General features: G+C 39.7%; 15 protein-coding genes. 10 read left to right on the forward strand and 5 right to left on the reverse strand.

Annotation, left to right across the window (positions count from 1 at the left end; genetic code table 11):
- Nucleotides 1–8 precede the first annotated feature (8 nt).
- Both V7K62_RS15840 and V7K62_RS15845 read left to right on the forward strand, forming a co-directional pair.
- Nucleotides 9–335 (forward strand): phasin family protein, encoded by a 327-nt coding sequence (locus V7K62_RS15840; protein WP_190941652.1) that lies wholly within the window; start codon nt 9–11, stop codon nt 333–335.
- Between the two features lie 78 nt (nt 336–413).
- Nucleotides 414–935, forward strand: a complete 522-nt coding sequence (locus V7K62_RS15845) for an FKBP-type peptidyl-prolyl cis-trans isomerase (RefSeq protein WP_334865497.1) — start codon at nt 414–416, stop codon at nt 933–935.
- 178 nt (nt 936–1,113) lie between these two features.
- Here the strand turns inward: V7K62_RS15845 and V7K62_RS15850 are convergent, their stop codons facing one another.
- The 4 genes from V7K62_RS15850 to gloB all read right to left on the reverse strand — a co-directional run bounded on the left by V7K62_RS15850 (nt 1,114) and on the right by gloB (nt 6,108).
- Nucleotides 1,114–1,632 (reverse strand): alpha-ketoglutarate-dependent dioxygenase AlkB, encoded by a 519-nt coding sequence (locus V7K62_RS15850; protein WP_334865499.1) that lies wholly within the window; start codon nt 1,630–1,632, stop codon nt 1,114–1,116.
- Nucleotides 1,633–1,656: 24 nt separating this feature from the next.
- A complete protein-coding gene (dnaB, locus tag V7K62_RS15855; RefSeq protein WP_334865501.1) occupies nt 1,657–4,506 on the reverse strand; it encodes a replicative DNA helicase in 2,850 nt (949 codons plus the stop codon).
- 140 nt (nt 4,507–4,646) lie between these two features.
- Nucleotides 4,647–5,105: a 50S ribosomal protein L9 gene (gene rplI, locus V7K62_RS15860; protein ID WP_334866017.1), complete on the reverse strand. Its 459-nt coding sequence runs from the start codon at nt 5,103–5,105 to the stop codon at nt 4,647–4,649.
- A gap of 229 nt (nt 5,106–5,334) precedes the next feature.
- Complete coding sequence (gene gloB / locus V7K62_RS15865) at nt 5,335–6,108, reverse strand: hydroxyacylglutathione hydrolase (RefSeq protein ID WP_334865503.1); 774 nt, start codon at nt 6,106–6,108, stop codon at nt 5,335–5,337.
- Between the two features lie 411 nt (nt 6,109–6,519).
- Between gloB and V7K62_RS15870 the strand changes: the two genes are divergently transcribed.
- Complete coding sequence (locus V7K62_RS15870; RefSeq protein ID WP_334865505.1) at nt 6,520–7,362, forward strand: putative nucleotide-diphospho-sugar transferase; 843 nt, start codon at nt 6,520–6,522, stop codon at nt 7,360–7,362.
- A 17-nt stretch (nt 7,363–7,379) separates the two neighbouring features.
- Nucleotides 7,380–8,543 carry a glycosyltransferase family 4 protein gene (locus V7K62_RS15875; RefSeq protein ID WP_334865507.1) on the forward strand — a complete coding sequence of 388 codons (1,164 nt, stop codon included), beginning with the start codon at nt 7,380–7,382 and terminating at the stop codon, nt 8,541–8,543.
- A gap of 15 nt (nt 8,544–8,558) precedes the next feature.
- On the opposite strand, the gene V7K62_RS15880 is transcribed toward V7K62_RS15875, so the two are convergent.
- A complete protein-coding gene (locus tag V7K62_RS15880; protein WP_334865509.1) occupies nt 8,559–8,786 on the reverse strand; it encodes a hypothetical protein in 228 nt (75 codons plus the stop codon).
- Between the two features lie 93 nt (nt 8,787–8,879).
- Here V7K62_RS15880 and V7K62_RS15885 point away from each other — a divergent pair, with 93 nt between their 5' ends.
- Genes V7K62_RS15885 through V7K62_RS15910 form a run of 6 tightly spaced genes read left to right on the forward strand, consistent with a single transcriptional unit; the run spans nt 8,880 to nt 16,276 of the window.
- A complete protein-coding gene (locus tag V7K62_RS15885; RefSeq protein WP_334865511.1) occupies nt 8,880–11,129 on the forward strand; it encodes an ABC transporter ATP-binding protein in 2,250 nt (749 codons plus the stop codon).
- A 4-nt stretch (nt 11,130–11,133) separates the two neighbouring features.
- Nucleotides 11,134–12,345, forward strand: a complete 1,212-nt coding sequence (locus V7K62_RS15890) for a glycosyltransferase (protein WP_334865513.1) — start codon at nt 11,134–11,136, stop codon at nt 12,343–12,345.
- 42 nt (nt 12,346–12,387) lie between these two features.
- Nucleotides 12,388–13,347: a glycosyltransferase family 10 domain-containing protein gene (locus V7K62_RS15895; protein WP_334865515.1), complete on the forward strand. Its 960-nt coding sequence runs from the start codon at nt 12,388–12,390 to the stop codon at nt 13,345–13,347.
- A gap of 3 nt (nt 13,348–13,350) precedes the next feature.
- Entirely contained in the window at nt 13,351–14,331 is a 981-nt protein-coding gene (locus V7K62_RS15900; RefSeq protein WP_334865517.1) for an Npun_R2821/Npun_R2822 family protein, read from the forward strand.
- A gap of 3 nt (nt 14,332–14,334) precedes the next feature.
- On the forward strand, nt 14,335–15,225 hold the full coding sequence (locus V7K62_RS15905) for an Npun_R2821/Npun_R2822 family protein (protein WP_334865519.1): 891 nt from the start codon (nt 14,335–14,337) through the stop codon (nt 15,223–15,225).
- 16 nt (nt 15,226–15,241) lie between these two features.
- Nucleotides 15,242–16,276 (forward strand): Npun_R2821/Npun_R2822 family protein, encoded by a 1,035-nt coding sequence (locus V7K62_RS15910; RefSeq protein WP_334865521.1) that lies wholly within the window; start codon nt 15,242–15,244, stop codon nt 16,274–16,276.
- The last annotated feature ends 32 nt before the right edge of the window (nt 16,277–16,308 follow it).

Raw genomic sequence — 16,308 nt, forward strand, 5'->3', positions numbered from 1 at the left:
AAGAGAGTATGGACAACAACAACAACTGGTTGCAACAGCTAATGATGGTGGGTCTTGGCACAACGTCGATAGTCGCAGAAAAACTGCGGCAAGTCAGCGATGATTTAGTTAAAGACGGTAAGCTCAATCCTGAGCAAGCCAAGGCGGTAATAGATGATATTGCCCAGCAGTTAAAGTCGGAACAGGGAAACTTCGATGTCCAAATGCAACGGCAAATGCGAAATATGATGCAGGATTTGGGGGTGGCTCGCCAGTCAGAAGTGGACGAACTGAGGGGTAGAATTGACCGTTTAGAGCGTCAATTGCGCGATTTGGAAAATAAGCTTTGGCGTTAGAATGCCCTTTCTGATTTAAACTAAATGTGTCCTGTTGGTAATCTTTTTGCCAGGATACTTAAGTAAGGAGAACTGATTTTGAAACCAATTTTCCTCAGCGTGGCGTTCATGCTGGTGTGTGTTGTGCTTTTGGTTGTGGGGCAAATAGGCAGTAAACAGAATACTGCCATTGCTGCCGAGTTAACCCAAACGCCGCCAGTGTCCACAGCTGTAACTGAAAACAATATCTTAATTGCGAGTAATTCTATGTCTGATGCTAATGCCGTAACTACCCCCTCTGGATTAAAGTATGTCGAGTTAAAAGAGGGGACTGGGGCGACTCCTAAACCTGGACAAACGGTTGAAGTTCACTATGTCGGCACTCTAGAAGATGGTACTCAGTTTGATAGTTCACGCGATCGCGGTCAACCCTTCAGCTTTAAAATCGGTGCTGGACAGGTAATTAAAGGTTGGGACGAAGGAGTTATCACCATGAAAATAGGCGGTCTTCGTAAGTTAATCATCCCATCTGAGTTAGGCTACGGCGCTCGTGGTGCTGGTGGCGTGATTCCACCTAATGCAACTCTAATTTTTGAAGTGGAATTGTTGGGAGTTAAGTAGGGACTGGGGATTGGGTACTGGGGACAAGGGGGAATTATTAAAAGAAGTTTCTCTTCTCTGTGTTCTCAATGCCCAATGCCCAATCAAATAAATTAGGTATTTCAGAGTACAGACGGGACAGAAGTACAGCTAGAAAACATGAGATAAAGTATCTGTAACTTTGATCAGATTCCCGCGACTATACCAACAATCTAAAGGTCAAACTGATACGTCCGAATGTTTGTGGTTGCTTAAGAATTCCATGCTTCCAGTATTGCTGTGTCTTCTGAGGCATAAAAAGTAGAGAACCACTTTTGAGTAAGTAACTATGTTCAATGCTTTTGTCTTGTTTATTCTGAAATGTAATTATTCTTTCAGCCCCTAACGAAATAATAGAGATACCAGTATCGTCCATTAGTTCATCAATTGAGTCAGAGTGAAATCCCATTGTTGAGTTACCATTTGTGTAGTAATTCACTAAACAATTGTTTGGTCGAAACCCAAAGTTTTTTTCAAGCCTATCAATAATAGGAAGTAACTCATTCAGCATCGGGCATGAGTCGTAAGAAATGTTTGAGTAGTTATATGGTGAACCAAAGCTAGCTGTTTTTCGTGCCCGTATACGCTCATCCCAGTTAATTATGGATATAAGACTATCAAATAGAGAATGACTATTTGGCAAAAATACATCATTAATGAGTAAATCAGGCTCATTCATTGCTAAAATAATTATTTGGTCTGGCTAAATTTTTAAATTTTGAAACTTTGTAAACTGTGGATTGAACAAAAGTTTCGCAGTACCTGTAGGGCCGTTGCGGTGTTTAGCTATAATAACTTCTGCAATGCCGCGATCGGGAGTATCGGGAGAGTAATATTCATCGCGGTACAACATGATTACTAAATCCGCGTCTTGTTCAATCGAACCGGATTCTCTCAAATCAGATAACATCGGGCGTTTGTTAGTACGCGCTTCCACTCCTCGACTCAACTGAGATAAAGCAATTACTGGTACAGATAATTCCCGCGCTAAACCTTTGAGTTGACGCGTAATTTTTGATAATTCTTGTACGCGATTATCACCTGCTCCTTCCATCAATTGCAGGTAATCTATTACAATTAATCCTAATTCAGTTCCAATTTCAGCTTGTAGTCTTCTTGACTGACTACGCATTTGTGTAACTGTAATATTCGGTGTGTCATCAATATAAATTGGCATCTCGGAAAGGATACCAATAGCACGGCTTAAAGGTTCCCACTGCGTTTGACTCAGGCGGCCAGTTCGCAAATAACTACTTTCAATTTGCGCTTCACTAGCTAATAACCGTTGCGTCAGTTGCTCTTTTGACATTTCCAAGCTGAAAAAAGCAACTGGTAATTTATAAGAAGCGGCAATATTATGAGCAAGGTTCAAGCAAAATGCTGTATTGTGAACACAAATATCATTGGCAACAAAATTGTGTGTTTCTGGAATTGTTAAGTCATAAACTTGCTTGTTACCCACCGACTCAATCGTAACTATTTCATCCCAATAAACATCACTGGTTGCTAACTGTTGAAGTGGTAAATTATCTAAAGCTGTGGCTAGTATCCAAAGTCTTTCCCGCTTTAAGGCACGTTTCCCAACATGCATATTTGTATAACCTTGAATTCCTGCACGTCTAGCTAAACTACTCCAAGTTTCATTACCTTTTGCTGCTGCTATTTGTGACCAAATCTCTACAGGTATCAAGTCACGATTAGTTTGATATCTCTTTTGAGATATTGCTGCTGTAACTTTTGCTATTGCTTCTTCTTTACTAAAGATACCTATTTCGGCGATAAAAGCTTTGATAGATAAGGCATCAGTTATATCTAATTGCCACGCCGTTCTGCGGGTGTTGTTATACTTGATAGACCGCTTTCTCAGAGAGGCGATGATGCCAAATCTTAATAAAAGATGTTGGATTTGTCTTGCTAATTTCTCGCTGACTGTTCCATATCCTAACTGTGCTTGACCGCTAGTAAGTAGTGTAGCCCATCCATCTGTAGCAAAGAGACGATTCAGAAGTAAAGATATTTGCGATCGCTCTAATTGAAAAACAATTGGTGGGATAGTCTTACCATGAGCATTTTTGCCCCACAAACCTAATTCTTCTAACCAAAGTGTCAGTGAATTTTTCCGAGATTTGCTCATACAAGCAAGTCCATGAGATCCAAACTCTTCTGACTCTAATTGCAAAATTTCGCATAATAGATCAAAAGTCTCTAAATTTGGTACACACTCTCGTTGCTTCCAAGCGCAAAGTAAAGTAGGGCTGACTCCAACTAATTGACTTATTTCTTTTCCTGTCAATGACTGCGATTGAATTGCTAGGTTAAAACTTTTAGCAAAAATCTGTCTTTGAATAGCAATAAATTCTAAATCTCCTCGAACACAAAGTGATGGTGTGCGTTTTCCTTGAGAAGTTTCCCAACGCACTGTTAAACCATCCAAATCCGCAACTGCTTGCGAAAAGTCGGCTTGCAGTAATGGATTACCATTTGTAAATCGGGGATTGCAGTTAGTTAATCCGCCATCGCCAATTAAATAAGCTAATAACTTGACTTCGCACTCACGGATAGTTTTTGTACCAAATACATCTATTTTTCGCGGGACAGCAATTTTATCACCAACTTTCAAATGTTCTAATCTTTGCCAGCCTCTAATAGTTAAATAGGGATGAGTGATTGTGGTTTCAATCGAACGACCCAAGCGAGTAGTGACACGAAAAACTGGCTTGATACCATCGTCTACAAATGCAGACGGTTGGGTAAGGATCAACTTCCAGTCGTTGTTTAACGTCAATAATGAGCCATGACGTTGGTTATACAATTCTTCGATTGTGGCAATCTGTCCATCTCCAAGGACAATTTCTGAATCAAAGGTTAGGCATTTCCCCATTGATGGGCGGCCCGCGACAATAATTAAATCAGAACGTTGAAAGCCACTGGTCATGGCATCTAAATCGTAAAATCCGCAGGGAATTCCAGGTAAGGCGATACCTTGATTTCGATCCTCAATATCCTGGAAATTATTAATTAGAGTATCAGAAATGTGAACTAGACCCGATTGGGGACGCTCTTGAGTAACGCCGAAAACTTTCTGTTCTGCTTGATCTAAAACCTGTGGTAACTCAGTTTCTGTTTCGTAACCAAGATGTACAATTTCATTGCCAGCTTTAATTAACTGTCGCCGCAGGTATTTGTCCATCACTAACCCTGCTAAGGCGTCGATGTTCACGGCTGAAACTGTGCGGTCTACCAGAGTTGCTAACTTATTTCTGCCACCAATGCGGGCTAGCATTTCATGGTCTGTCAGCCAACTTGTAACTGAGAGCAAGTCTGTAGCTTTACCTTGAGTATGGAGCCTCACAGCTGCTTGATAAATATCTTTGTGAGCGCTAATGTAAAAAGCTTCACTGAGGAGGCGATCGCTAACTCGACTAATCGCTTCTGGATCTAGCAAAATACCCCCCAATATCGCTTCTTCCGCTTCTATATTTTGGGGTGGTAGGCGTAGTTTACCGCCGTAGGCATCGCTACCATCGCCTTGAAAACTCCGTTCTTCAGCCATAAACGATTTTAGTTTTGAAATGAAAGCTAGTTGAGAGTGGGGAGTAGGGAGTGGGGAGTGGTGAGGGCAGGAGTTATGAGTCACCCTTACTTACTTTGCTCCCTCATCTGCCTCATCCCCCTCATCTCCTCCCGCGTAACTTAACTAGCGACTACTTGAATATCGACTTGCGCCGCTACTTCAGAATGCAGCTTAATTTCAGCTTTATAAGTACCAAGGTGGTTAATATCGGGGATAGTAATACCGCGCCGATCGATTTCTTGACCGGTAGCTGCCTTAATTGCATCTGCAACATCTTGGGTGGTGATAGTACCGAAAATTGCTTCGTTTTCACCAACTGGCTTGGCAATTGTTAAGCTGCCAACTTTTTCTAAAGATTTTTGTTGTTCTTCAGCTTGTTGTCTGAGTTCTAATTGCCGTTGACGCTCTTGTTCGCGTCGCCGTTCTACTTGCTTGAGAATACCAGGAGTGGCATTGGTTGCCAATTTCTGAGGAATTAGATAGTTACGAGCGTAGCCAGGAGCTACTTCCACTAAGTCGCCAGATTTTCCCAGCTTGCTGATATCCTGATTTAAAACTAACTGCACACGTTTCGCCATCGTTTTTCGTTTTTCCTGTAAAATCTGATTAATTTGGTTTTGGGCAGCATAGCTCACAATGTCACTGCTGTATTCCAAGCTTCTTGGCCTAATACCCTAAAGCTTACAGATCCTAGCGAAAGGAAGGGTGCGATCGCAACTATTAGCGCTAGAAAATTCAAGGAATGCGGGGATTGGGGGAGCATAATCAATGCCCAATGCCCAATGCCTCATGCCCCATACCCAATACCTAAAAGTTATTTTTCATTTCCCGTATACGCGTAAAGGTTTGCACTCCATCGCTACTCTTAACGGTTGATTGTAATGATGGCTGATCCCAACGTAAAAAGGGATTGGTTTGCTTCTCCATTCCCAGCAGTGAGGGTATGGTAGCTTCTCCTCGACTACGGTAAGCTTTCACTTCATTGAAGCGTCTTTGTAAGTCGGCATTGTCGCCATCCACAGTTAAGGCAAATTGCAGATTTCCTAAAGTGTATTCGTGGGCACACCAGATACGCGTATCATCTGGTAAAGAGCGCAGTTTACTTAAAGAGTCCACCATTTGGGTTGGTGTTCCTTCAAATAAGCGACCGCAACCGCCAGAAAATAAGGTATCGCCGCAAAATAAATCGCCTGTCTCATCAGCTTTTTCGGGGGGAAAGTAGTAAGCGATGTGAGCGCGGGTATGTCCGGGAACAAAAATAACTTCAGCTATGCGATCTGCAAACTGGACGCGATCGCCTTGTTGCAAAAACACTTGCTGTCCGGGAATTCTCCCACGATCCTCGGTTCCCCCGTAAACTATCAATTGGGGAAATTCTTCTATTAACTGCTTATTACCACCCACATGATCGCTATGATGGTGGGTGTTGAAAATTGCTACCAACTCAGCTTTTAATTCTGCCAGTTTCTTTAATACTGGTTGAGATTCCGCTGGATCGACAACAGCAGCGATATTTTGTTTGTAGTCGTGTAACAAGAATATGTAGTTGTCTGAGAGTGCTTCTAGACGGATTACCTGCATTACCTTTGCCTCCCTTACAACATAAATGTTTGGTATTGAGTAGCGATCCTACATTCCAGGGAATAATAGTGCTACCTGCACAAGCTATGTCAAGTATTTATACTTTGCTCTTTGCTTATTATAGCTATATGCAATATTAACTATGATATTGTACAACCGCGATTACCCGGTAATTATACTTAAGCAAAGTCAACTTCAGATGAATTTATCAGTGAAATTCCTCTAGGAATAGCCACAAATACAAAGTTAGATTTATTTTATTATTTTTTTATTAAAAAGAAGAAATCGTCAAGTTCCTATTTTGCTGACTCGACTCTATCGGATTTGGTTATAACTAAAAATAGAGTAAGATTTTCGGAAAATAAATACATATCTAATTCCCCAAGTAAACAACAATTGTTAATTTAATTTATGCCAACAGAAACTAGAGGATTTATTACTATTCTAACTGGTCTTTACTCTTTTCAAGATTGTGTTCACTTTTTAGCGGCAATTAGAAAGTTTCATCAAGAGCCAATCATTATTTTAATTGACCAAGTTCCAACAGCACTCTATCCTTTTCTGAAAGTCTTCAAAAATGTAATTTTAAAGCCTGCTCCTGCAAATAAAAATACTGTTTTAGCATCACGGGAAGCAAAACTGGCTTTATATGCAGCCTCGGAATTTGATAAAACTATTTACCTAGATTCAGATATTTGCTTACTTTCCGATATCAACGATGTATTTGAATATTTGGATGAATATGATTTTCTGTTAACTGAAGATGTGCAACCTTCTATTTTGAAAGCTACGAATTTACTGCGTGGAAAGCAAGAAGAACTTTTGCCAAATGTTTTGCCAATTCTCCAATCTGTAGGTTTACCATTGCAAGCAGATAGTGTGCAATACAATGGCGGTTTTATGGCTTTTCGTAAAACAGAAGTAACCAAGGTATTTTTTGAAAAATTTAAATTTTATTTTGAGATTGTCAAAAACAACCAAGATAAATTACTTTTAAAAGATCAAGGGGCTTTTGCATCTGCGATCGCATCTGTACGCCCTCAGATGAAAATCCTACCACCTACCTATAATTATCTCAGTAAGTGGCAGGATGCTTATAATATTCAGGATCAAATTAAAGTTCTTCACTGTACCTATCCTTATCGACCTCAATATGCTAAAAATATTAGTCGTTCCTTATATACAAGGATTTTCGACAGATTTGCCCAAGTATTTTTACCAAATCAAGTTACAAATCCTTGGCGCACTAAATAAAAATAAGTATAAAAATAGTGAAAAATTTTTCCAAGATATCGCTGTTGGTTTCAGATTTATCAAGTGCAGCTATTTTGCGTGCATATTTGATAGCAACAGCCCTAAAAACTTTAGAATATGAAGTTGAAATTATGGGGTTTTTATTTGGAAATAACTTATATCGAAATTTACCATCAGAATTAAAGGTTTATAATTTACCAGGCAAAAACTTCCCAGAGTTTTTTGGAGAAATCCGCAAATTTTTACCAAAAATTAATGGAGATATAATTTATGCTATAAAACCACAAATAGCTAGTTTTGGAGTTGCCCTAATCAAGAAAATATTTAGCCAAAAACCATTAATTTTAGACATAGATGATTGGGAACTCAGTTGGTACGGTGGCGATGACTGGCATTATCATCCTACACCTAAACAATTAGCTAGGGAATTGTTGAAATCAGACGGCGCACTCAGAAATCCTCATCATCCTTTGTATGTGAAATGGATGGAAGGTTTGGTGAGTCGTGCTGATGCGGTGACAGTGCATACGGAATTTTTGCAGCAGCGTTTTGGCGGTACATTTGTTCCTAATGGTAAGGATACTTCTTTATTTGATCCGACTCGATATGATGCTGAGTCCAGCAGAAATCGTTATGGTTTATCTGAATATCGGATTTTAATGTTTCCTGGTGCGCCAAGACCCTACAAAGGTCTAGAAGATGTCCTGATAGCGCTCGATAAAATTAATCAGCCAGACTTAAGACTAGTGATTGTAGGTGGCAGTCCTTATGATGATTACGATCAGCAACTTCAACAAAAGTGGGGACGCTGGATTATCAAATTACCAAAGTATCCCGCTGATGTTATGCCTGATTTGGTAGCAGCGGCTCACATTGTAGTTGTTCCCCAGCGAGATACCCCAGAAACTCGTGCTCAATTTCCCCTGAAGTTGACAGATGGAATGGCAATGGCTAAACCTGTATTATCAACACGCGTTGGAGATATTCCCAAAATTTTAGGTAATACTGGTTATTTAGTCGAGCCTGCTTGTCCTGAACAGATTGCTGAACAAATTCAATTGATTTTTCAGAATTTAGAGTCAGCAAACCAGCAAGGTATCAAGGCAAGAGAAAGATGTGTGGAACACTATAGCATAGAGGCTATGGCTTCCACCCTCAAGTCAGTAATTGCTCGGTTGTGAATCTTGATTGGACAGCTAGCTAGTGCCTTGTGGAGCTTCCCGACGCTCGTTCGCCTTTGGCGTCTCCCCTTCTCCTAAATGGAGAGGCGTCTTTGAACAGGAGAAGCAAGTGGCGTGATTGGGCATTGAAAAAGAGATTTTCATTCCCTGATTATGCCAAACTGATTCTGGTATTCTATCTGGCAAAATATCTAAAAGCTGATGTTGTAGCCGTATAACTATATTTAAACGGAGTTGAGACATGAAGATTATTTAGTTTGATTTATTTAATAATTAGGAATTTTGCAAGTAATTTGTGAATTATATTAATAAGTGAACGTGGCATAAGAATACCCAATGTCTACCAGAAAACTACTACTAAGATTCGCTAAACCCTATCCAGGTTTGATTCTGCTGACAATATTGTTAGGATTTTCTGGAGCTTTATTTAATGGGATCAGCACAGCTTTAATTGTGCCAGTGGTTTTAAAAATTGTGGGGCAAGAAGTAGATTTAAGTACGGCCCCTCCCATCCTGAAAAGGTTGATATCTCCTTTTGATAATACTCCAGAACCTTACCGAATAGGAGTAATGGCTGGAGCGATTATCTTCACCATTCTTTTAAAGAACTTAGCTACTTATGCTAGCTCCTTAGCATCGAGTTCTTTAACCCGAAAGCTGACATCAGATATGCGCGAAACCGGGTTAAGGCTATTACTAGAAATTGATATAGATTATTATGCCAAGACGAAGGTTGGTGATTTAATCAACCGTCTTGGTGGAGAAATTAGCCGAGCTGCAAGTGCTATAGGTAGTACAGTCAAGATAGTTATCTTGGGAATCACAGTTTTAGTTTTTGTCGGTTTATTGCTGTCAATTTCTTGGCCGTTGACAATTGCTGCTACGCTTTTGCTGTCGTTGGTGACGTTAGTAAATCAGTATACTATTTCCCGCTCTAAAAATTTTGGGAAGCAGCTTAGTGAGATGTCTAAAGCATACTCCATTTCTGTACTAGAAACCCTGAATGGAATTCGGCTGGTAAAAGCAACGGGAAATGAAGAAAAAGAATATCAACGGATTAAAAAATTAATTCGCGATCGCGAGTTAGCAGATTTCCAATCTCAGGTTAATTCGGAAGCAATTACACCTCTGAGTGAGGTGATGGGTATTACAGCTTTACTGCTAATTGTACTTTTGAGCAAAACCTTCTTTGCTAACCAGGTTTCTTCTCTTTCTACTGTACTTTTGACATATTTATTAGTATTGCTGCGAGTGTTGCCATTGATTTCTCAGTTAAATACTATTCGCAGCAACTTTGCCAGTACCGCCGCCAGTGTGGATGTTACTAATGAGTTTTTAAGCCTGCACGATAAGCCGTTCATGGACAAAGGTAAGCTTCCCTATACAAAATTAGAAGAGGGCGTATCTTTTAATTCTCTTTGCTTTGCCTACCCTGGTCATGAGAAGTTGGTACTCAAAGATGTGAATTTATATTTACCACATGGCACTACCTTGGCATTAGTAGGCGGTTCTGGTGCTGGTAAATCTACATTGGCAGACCTTTTACCCAGATTCTATGACCCGATCGCTGGCAGTATTAGCATTGACGGTATCGATTTGCGGGAGTTTGATGTCATATCCCTGCGAAAGCGGATGGGAATTGTCAGTCAAGATACCTTTCTTTTTAATGACTCGGTGCAGAATAACATCGCTTATGGGCGAACAGAGGCTACTGAGGATGAAATTATGACAGCGGCCAAGCGGGCAAATGCTTATGAATTTATTAGCAAATTACCTCAAGGATTTGACACCTTGATTGGCGATCGCGGCGTCATGTTATCTGGTGGACAAAGGCAAAGATTAGCGATCGCCCGCGCCCTCCTCCAAAATCCCGAAATTCTGATTTTAGATGAAGCTACTAGCGCTTTGGATACCGTTTCTGAACGCTTAGTACAGTCTGCACTTGATGACTTGAGTCGCGATCGCACCACCCTTGTAATTGCTCACCGCCTTTCCACAGTCCAAAAAGCCAATCAAATAGCCGTGTTAGAACAAGGACAAGTAGTAGAGACAGGAACCCATGAAGAACTTTTACAAAAGGGTGGTTACTACTCACGTTTGTACTCAATGCAATTTGCTCCTCGTCCGGAAACTGCTGCCAAACACAATCAAAGTTTACTCCGCATCTCTCACGAAATTCGGACACAGATGAACTCGATGATTGGGTTACTGCGCTTATTACTTGATGATTTGGTAGACAATTCCCAAGAACGGCACGAATTAATTGAAGACTCTTATAAATCAGCTTGGAGAATTCTCAACACCATTGATGTTTTTGAGGATGTTATTAACTTACAAATCAAAGGACAGATCCTCTCAATTTCTGACCACAATCAAAATGTTATCAGTAACCATTCTCAAATTTTTAATCATCTCTCCGTTGAGTTTCGGACTTCTCTTAATCTCATCCTTAGCTCTCTCCGCTCTCTAGCTGATAATTTGACATACACCGCAGAAGAACAAAATGGATTAATTACTGAAAGTTATGAATCTGCTATATATCTGCTTGATAATTTAGAAAAATTTGAGAATAGGATTAATGTCTAAAATTATGAAAAATTCTACTTTAAAAAAACACTACATTTTTTTCATCGGTGAAGAGTTGCCGCAGCCAGAGGCTCACCTTGTACAGTCTACCAATGCAGCTAATGGCGCTGCAAACTTAGGATACTCAACAGTTTTGGTATACCCAGACAAAGGAGCAAAATTGATTAACCCAGTTAATCTAGCTCGTCCTTTTCAACCGAGAAAAACACCAGTAGAACTTATTAAGTATTACAACCTCCATGACAAATTAAAAGTTGCTCCCTTGCCGATGCCTTGGCCGATTGACCATTTTCGGAGCAAATTTACTGACTCTAACACAATTGCCAGCAAATATTATTTACCATTTCACATACTTCCGACTACGAAACTTGTCCACAGTCGCAACTGGAATTTTGTAAAAGCTGCCATCAAAAATGGCATCCCGGCAATTTACGAACATCACCACCATGAAGACAAGCCATTTGAGCCAGAAATTGTTAATAATCCGCTGTTACAAATTGCTGTCACCGTTGTAGACACCATCCGCGAAAGCATGATTAAAAATGGGATGCCACCAGAAAAAGTAATTAAGCTGCACAATGGTTTTAATCGCTTATTTATGGAGAGACAACCCGAAAAAGCCGCAGAATGGCGTAAAAAACTATTGCAAGACGAAAGCCAAAAATTGGTAGTTTATGCGGGAGCGCTACAAGAATTTAAAGGTATCAATGTACTAATTGATGTGGCTAAAGAAATGCCTAATGTGCAATTTGCCTGTGCTGGTGGTAAGTCAACAGAAGTCGAATCCTATCAGCAATTCGTCCAAGAAAAACAGATTCATAATATTAAATTTTTGGGCTATGTTTTGCATAATGAGTTAGCATCTTTGCTACAAGCAGCCGATGTTTTAGCTCACCCTCATTGTTCAGGGAAAGCGGCAACTTTCACATCTCCTTTAAAGCTGTTTGACTACTTCGCCTCTGGAACTCCCATTGTCTCGACGGAGATTCCATCATTAGTTGAGTTTCAAGATACTCAAGCGATCGCTGCTTGGTGTGAGCCGGATAACCCCAGCAAATTTGCCGAAAGTTTGAAGCGGGTTTTGGAAACTCATCCCAGAAAAATAGAGGGTTATCCAGATAGTATCGAGTTTGTCAAGCAGTTTTCTTGGGAAAATCGAGCGGCAAAAATCCTTAGTTATGTTGATAACTCTCTGCTGCCCCAACTTATTGTCTAAATAAAATAACTCATGACAAATAATAACTGACTAATAACTAAAATGACTATGAAAACTGTAGGTATGATTAGCAGCTATCGAGGTTTAGAAACCAGGGCTGATTGGCTATGGCAACAAACCCCGAATCAATTTGGAACTTGGGGCAATATACAAATGCAGACATTAGCAGCAAAACCAGACTTTCTACTAATGTATCAATTTGATTTTCCCCAAGCATCGCTGCAAAAATCTTGGTTAGATATTTTTCGCAAACGGCAGGAAAAATCAGTAGTAAATGTTGAATCTCTACTGCGTGATGTCAACCAGGAGCGGATTATTTATTTGTTAAGAGAACCACCTTTAGATGAAGTTGTCGAAACAACTAATCATAATTATCAACAAGCCCAGAAGTATTGCGGCTACGTTTCTGGGCCCGATGATTTTGCTCCCACTCCTGACTATATGCCTGCTATTTGGTATCACTCAAATTCATTTCAAGATTTAAATGAAATGCCACCGCCTCAAAAGGTTGCCCCATGTAGTTGGATTACTTCAGGAATTAGCCGCACAGTCAACCATCGCCAGCGTTTAGACTTTTTGCAGTCACTACAATCTAGCGGTATTAAGTTTGATTTATATGGGCGGAACTTACCACAATGGGCCAATAAGTCGGGAGAACTAGGTAATAAGTGGTACGGGATGGCACCATACTATTACAATCTGGCAATTGAAAACTATGCTGAGAATAATTGGTACGTCAGTGAAAAACTTTGGGATAGTTTGCTTGCTTGGTGTCTGCCAATTTACTATGGTGGGCCGGCTGCTGATAAATTATTGCCACCGGGTAGTTTTTTGCGGTTGCCTAGTTTAGATGAAAAAGGCATTGCCTACATCCAAGAAGTGACAGCTACACCTGATGCTTGGTATGCTGCCAAAGATGCGATCGCAGAAGCACGTCAAATCATCTTACACAAATTAAACCTGCTTAACTGGTTGTCAAACTTTGTTGATCAACACTCATAAATTATGAATGGTATTTGTACCCTTGGCAATGATTATGTCTTCGATCAACTGGTGGCTTTGCTCAACAGTATTGATGTTATCTTAGGGCCAGAAACTCCTGTTTGTATCTATCCTTTCGACGATCGGACACAACGAATTGCTGATGAAATAGCTAAACGCCCTAATGTATTTATTTACGATGAGCAAGAATCAATCAACCGCTGGGATCAATTTATGCTCACAGCAGCACCAGAACGATTGAATCGGAGTAAATCCCGTCTTTATGGCGCTCACCGTCGTTTTTGCGCTTTTGATGGGCCATTCGATAAGTTTATCTATTTAGATGCAGACACCTTGGTGATGAACTCACTCGCAGCAGTGTTTGACAAGCTAGATAGTTATGATTTTGCTGTCTACGATTTCCAATTTAAAGACGTTAGCAAAATATATAATGTTAATTCTCCCAAATTACTAAAAGTTTTTGAGCAAAAACGCATTGATTCCGAAATATTTTGTTCAGGCTTTTATGGCGCTAAACGGGGTATATTTAACTCAGAAAAAAGAGATTGGCTAATATCACATTTACAAAATGGTGAGTCAGAAATTTTGTATGGCGGTGCTGGCGAACAACCACTGATCAACTATATGGTCATGAGGTCTAATCTTTCTATTTATAACTTTGCTCGCCAACTGCCAGATAATGAAAAAACAGGATGTTCTGCTAACTCTAAACACTTCGAGGAACGAGAACATCTTCTTTATGATAAAGGTAATCGACTAACTTATCTCCATTACATTGGGATTCCTCCTAATATCAATCAAGCAGTCTGTGCCGGAGAAAATATTGAGTTTCCCTATCGAGATTTGTTTCTCTATTATCGTTACTTACATGAACCAGAAAAGCGTCCAGTCTTTAAAAATCCTCCTAAGAGTTATAATGACGCTCCAGTCGCAAATTTACTTACAAGAGCTTTGCAAAAACTTAAGTTAATTAACCAAGGATAATTTATGAGTAGGGGTATTTATATAGTTGCCAATGACCACGTTATCGATAATGCTATTGCTTTACTCAATAGCATTCGTTACTATGACCCAGAAGTTACCGTTTATCTCATACCTTTTAATGAAAATTATCACAAGGTAGCAGAACAGCTTGCTACCTTACACAACGTCCAAATTTTCCCAGATTTAGAACTTATTGATACATTTACCAAACGCATCGGAGAAATTTTTGATCGAGATTTCCTCGCCTTACCCAACAAAATGCGTAAACTGGTGGCGTGGTTTGGGCCTTTAGATGAATTTATTTATATTGATACGGATATTGTCGTTTTTGAAAAAATTGCCGACAATTTAGACAAACTTTCAGAAGTCGATTTCTTCTGTTGTGATTACCATCATGCTAATGACAAGCTGCGAAATATCTTTTCCCCATTTGTGAAAGAGCAGCAAATTTTTTCCGATGCCCAACTTCAAGATGTTTTCAACAGTGGCTTTTGGGCTTCGAGAAAAGGAGTTATTACCGAACAACAAATGGATGAAGCTTTGCGCGAGTGTGCAATCCATCGGGAATATTTCGATTTTTCGGAAGGAGTTACAGACCAACCAATTTTAAATTATCTTGTTCTCAAGCTAATTTCTAAACGTGGAAATCTCGTCAAAATTCCTGGGGGAGGGCCTGGTAGTTGGGCAGGTTCGCAAAATTTCCAACAGCAAGACTACGCCCTCTACGACCGAGGACAACGACTAAAATATCTCCACTGGGCTGGTACGCGGATGAAAACTGGTAGTCCCTATTGGCAATTGTGGGAACATTATCGCTATCTCCATGAAGGTAAATTTGCCTTCATTCCAAAACTGACTCGCCGTTTATTTCCCTTTGTTTCTGCCCGTACTTAATATTAGGAGTATCCCAATGATTGATGGTATTTATATCCTAGCCAATGATGTTGTCTATGACCAATTAGTTGCGTTGCTCAACAGTATAGAAGCTAATGCTGGTAGGAAAATTCCTATTTGTATACTTCCATACAATGATCGGTTAGACAAGGTAAAAGCAGAGATTGTATCTAGAAATAATGTCAGCTTATTTGAAGATTCTGATTCCATAGCTTACTGGGATAACTTTGCTACCCAGATATGGAAAAATTACCCGAGATCCCAAAAAACTTGGCGAGAGTGGGGTTTTCCAGAACTCTATGAGTTACCAATGCACCGCAAATTTTGTGCTATCGATGGCCCCTTTGATAGATTTATTTATTTTGATGCAGATACCTTGTTAATGGGGCCCATAGATTATGTATATGAAAAATTAGATAACTACGATTGGGTAGTCAATGATTTTCAGTATAAGTCTGACTTAAAATTTATTTTTGATGGCTCACCAGAACTGATACAGCAAGTTTTCAACTTAGATAACTTGCAATCTCAAGTATTTTGTGCTGGTTGGTTTGCAACTAAGAAAAATATTTTTTCTCCAGCTATGAGAGCCGATATGCTTGACAAATTAGCAGCGGGCGAAGCTGATGTCATGGCTTTCTTAGCACCTGACCAATCTTTATTTAACTACATGGTGTTGAGAAGTGGAATTTCCTATTATAACTTTGCTTTTTATGACTGCGAACAGGCAACTGGTAATCACTGGAGTTCTCAATTTGATGTAGTAGATAATATCATCTACGACCAAGGACGGCGGCTGACATATCTGCACTATATGAGTATAAGTTCATCAAACTTTACTCAACTTTGCGCTGGTGAAGATGTTAATATTCCATATCGAGATGTGTTTTTACATTATAGGTATTTAAAGTCACCAGAACAAAGACCGAAAAGCTTTAAGCGTCAGAGTCCACTAATACGCCTGCAAAAGACTACTACAAGTTTTTTAAATCAAAAAGTCAACAATATTAAGCTTAACTATCGTAATTTCAAGGATAGAACTACTAAATAATGAAGTAGAATTTCGACTTGAAAGTTGTTTAG

The sequence above is a fragment of the Nostoc sp. genome, from assembly GCF_036917935.1.
Classification (GTDB): domain Bacteria; phylum Cyanobacteriota; class Cyanobacteriia; order Cyanobacteriales; family Nostocaceae; genus Nostoc.

What these genes read in the sequence shown, in the direction of transcription:
- V7K62_RS15910 (WP_334865521.1), top strand. Translation starts at nt 15,242, where the DNA reads ATGATTGATGGTATTTATATCCTAGCCAATGATGTTGTCTATGACCAA.
- dnaB (WP_334865501.1), bottom strand. Translation starts at nt 4,506, where the DNA reads ATGGCTGAAGAACGGAGTTTTCAAGGCGATGGTAGCGATGCCTACGGC.
- V7K62_RS15900 (WP_334865517.1), top strand. Translation starts at nt 13,351, where the DNA reads ATGAATGGTATTTGTACCCTTGGCAATGATTATGTCTTCGATCAACTG.
- V7K62_RS15885 (WP_334865511.1), top strand. Translation starts at nt 8,880, where the DNA reads ATGTCTACCAGAAAACTACTACTAAGATTCGCTAAACCCTATCCAGGT.
- V7K62_RS15880 (WP_334865509.1), bottom strand. Translation starts at nt 8,786, where the DNA reads ATGTCTCAACTCCGTTTAAATATAGTTATACGGCTACAACATCAGCTT.
- V7K62_RS15850 (WP_334865499.1), bottom strand. Translation starts at nt 1,632, where the DNA reads ATGAATGAGCCTGATTTACTCATTAATGATGTATTTTTGCCAAATAGT.
- V7K62_RS15895 (WP_334865515.1), top strand. Translation starts at nt 12,388, where the DNA reads ATGACTATGAAAACTGTAGGTATGATTAGCAGCTATCGAGGTTTAGAA.
- V7K62_RS15840 (WP_190941652.1), top strand. Translation starts at nt 9, where the DNA reads ATGGACAACAACAACAACTGGTTGCAACAGCTAATGATGGTGGGTCTT.
- V7K62_RS15890 (WP_334865513.1), top strand. Translation starts at nt 11,134, where the DNA reads ATGAAAAATTCTACTTTAAAAAAACACTACATTTTTTTCATCGGTGAA.
- gloB (WP_334865503.1), bottom strand. Translation starts at nt 6,108, where the DNA reads ATGCAGGTAATCCGTCTAGAAGCACTCTCAGACAACTACATATTCTTG.
- rplI (WP_334866017.1), bottom strand. Translation starts at nt 5,105, where the DNA reads ATGGCGAAACGTGTGCAGTTAGTTTTAAATCAGGATATCAGCAAGCTG.
- V7K62_RS15870 (WP_334865505.1), top strand. Translation starts at nt 6,520, where the DNA reads ATGCCAACAGAAACTAGAGGATTTATTACTATTCTAACTGGTCTTTAC.
- V7K62_RS15905 (WP_334865519.1), top strand. Translation starts at nt 14,335, where the DNA reads ATGAGTAGGGGTATTTATATAGTTGCCAATGACCACGTTATCGATAAT.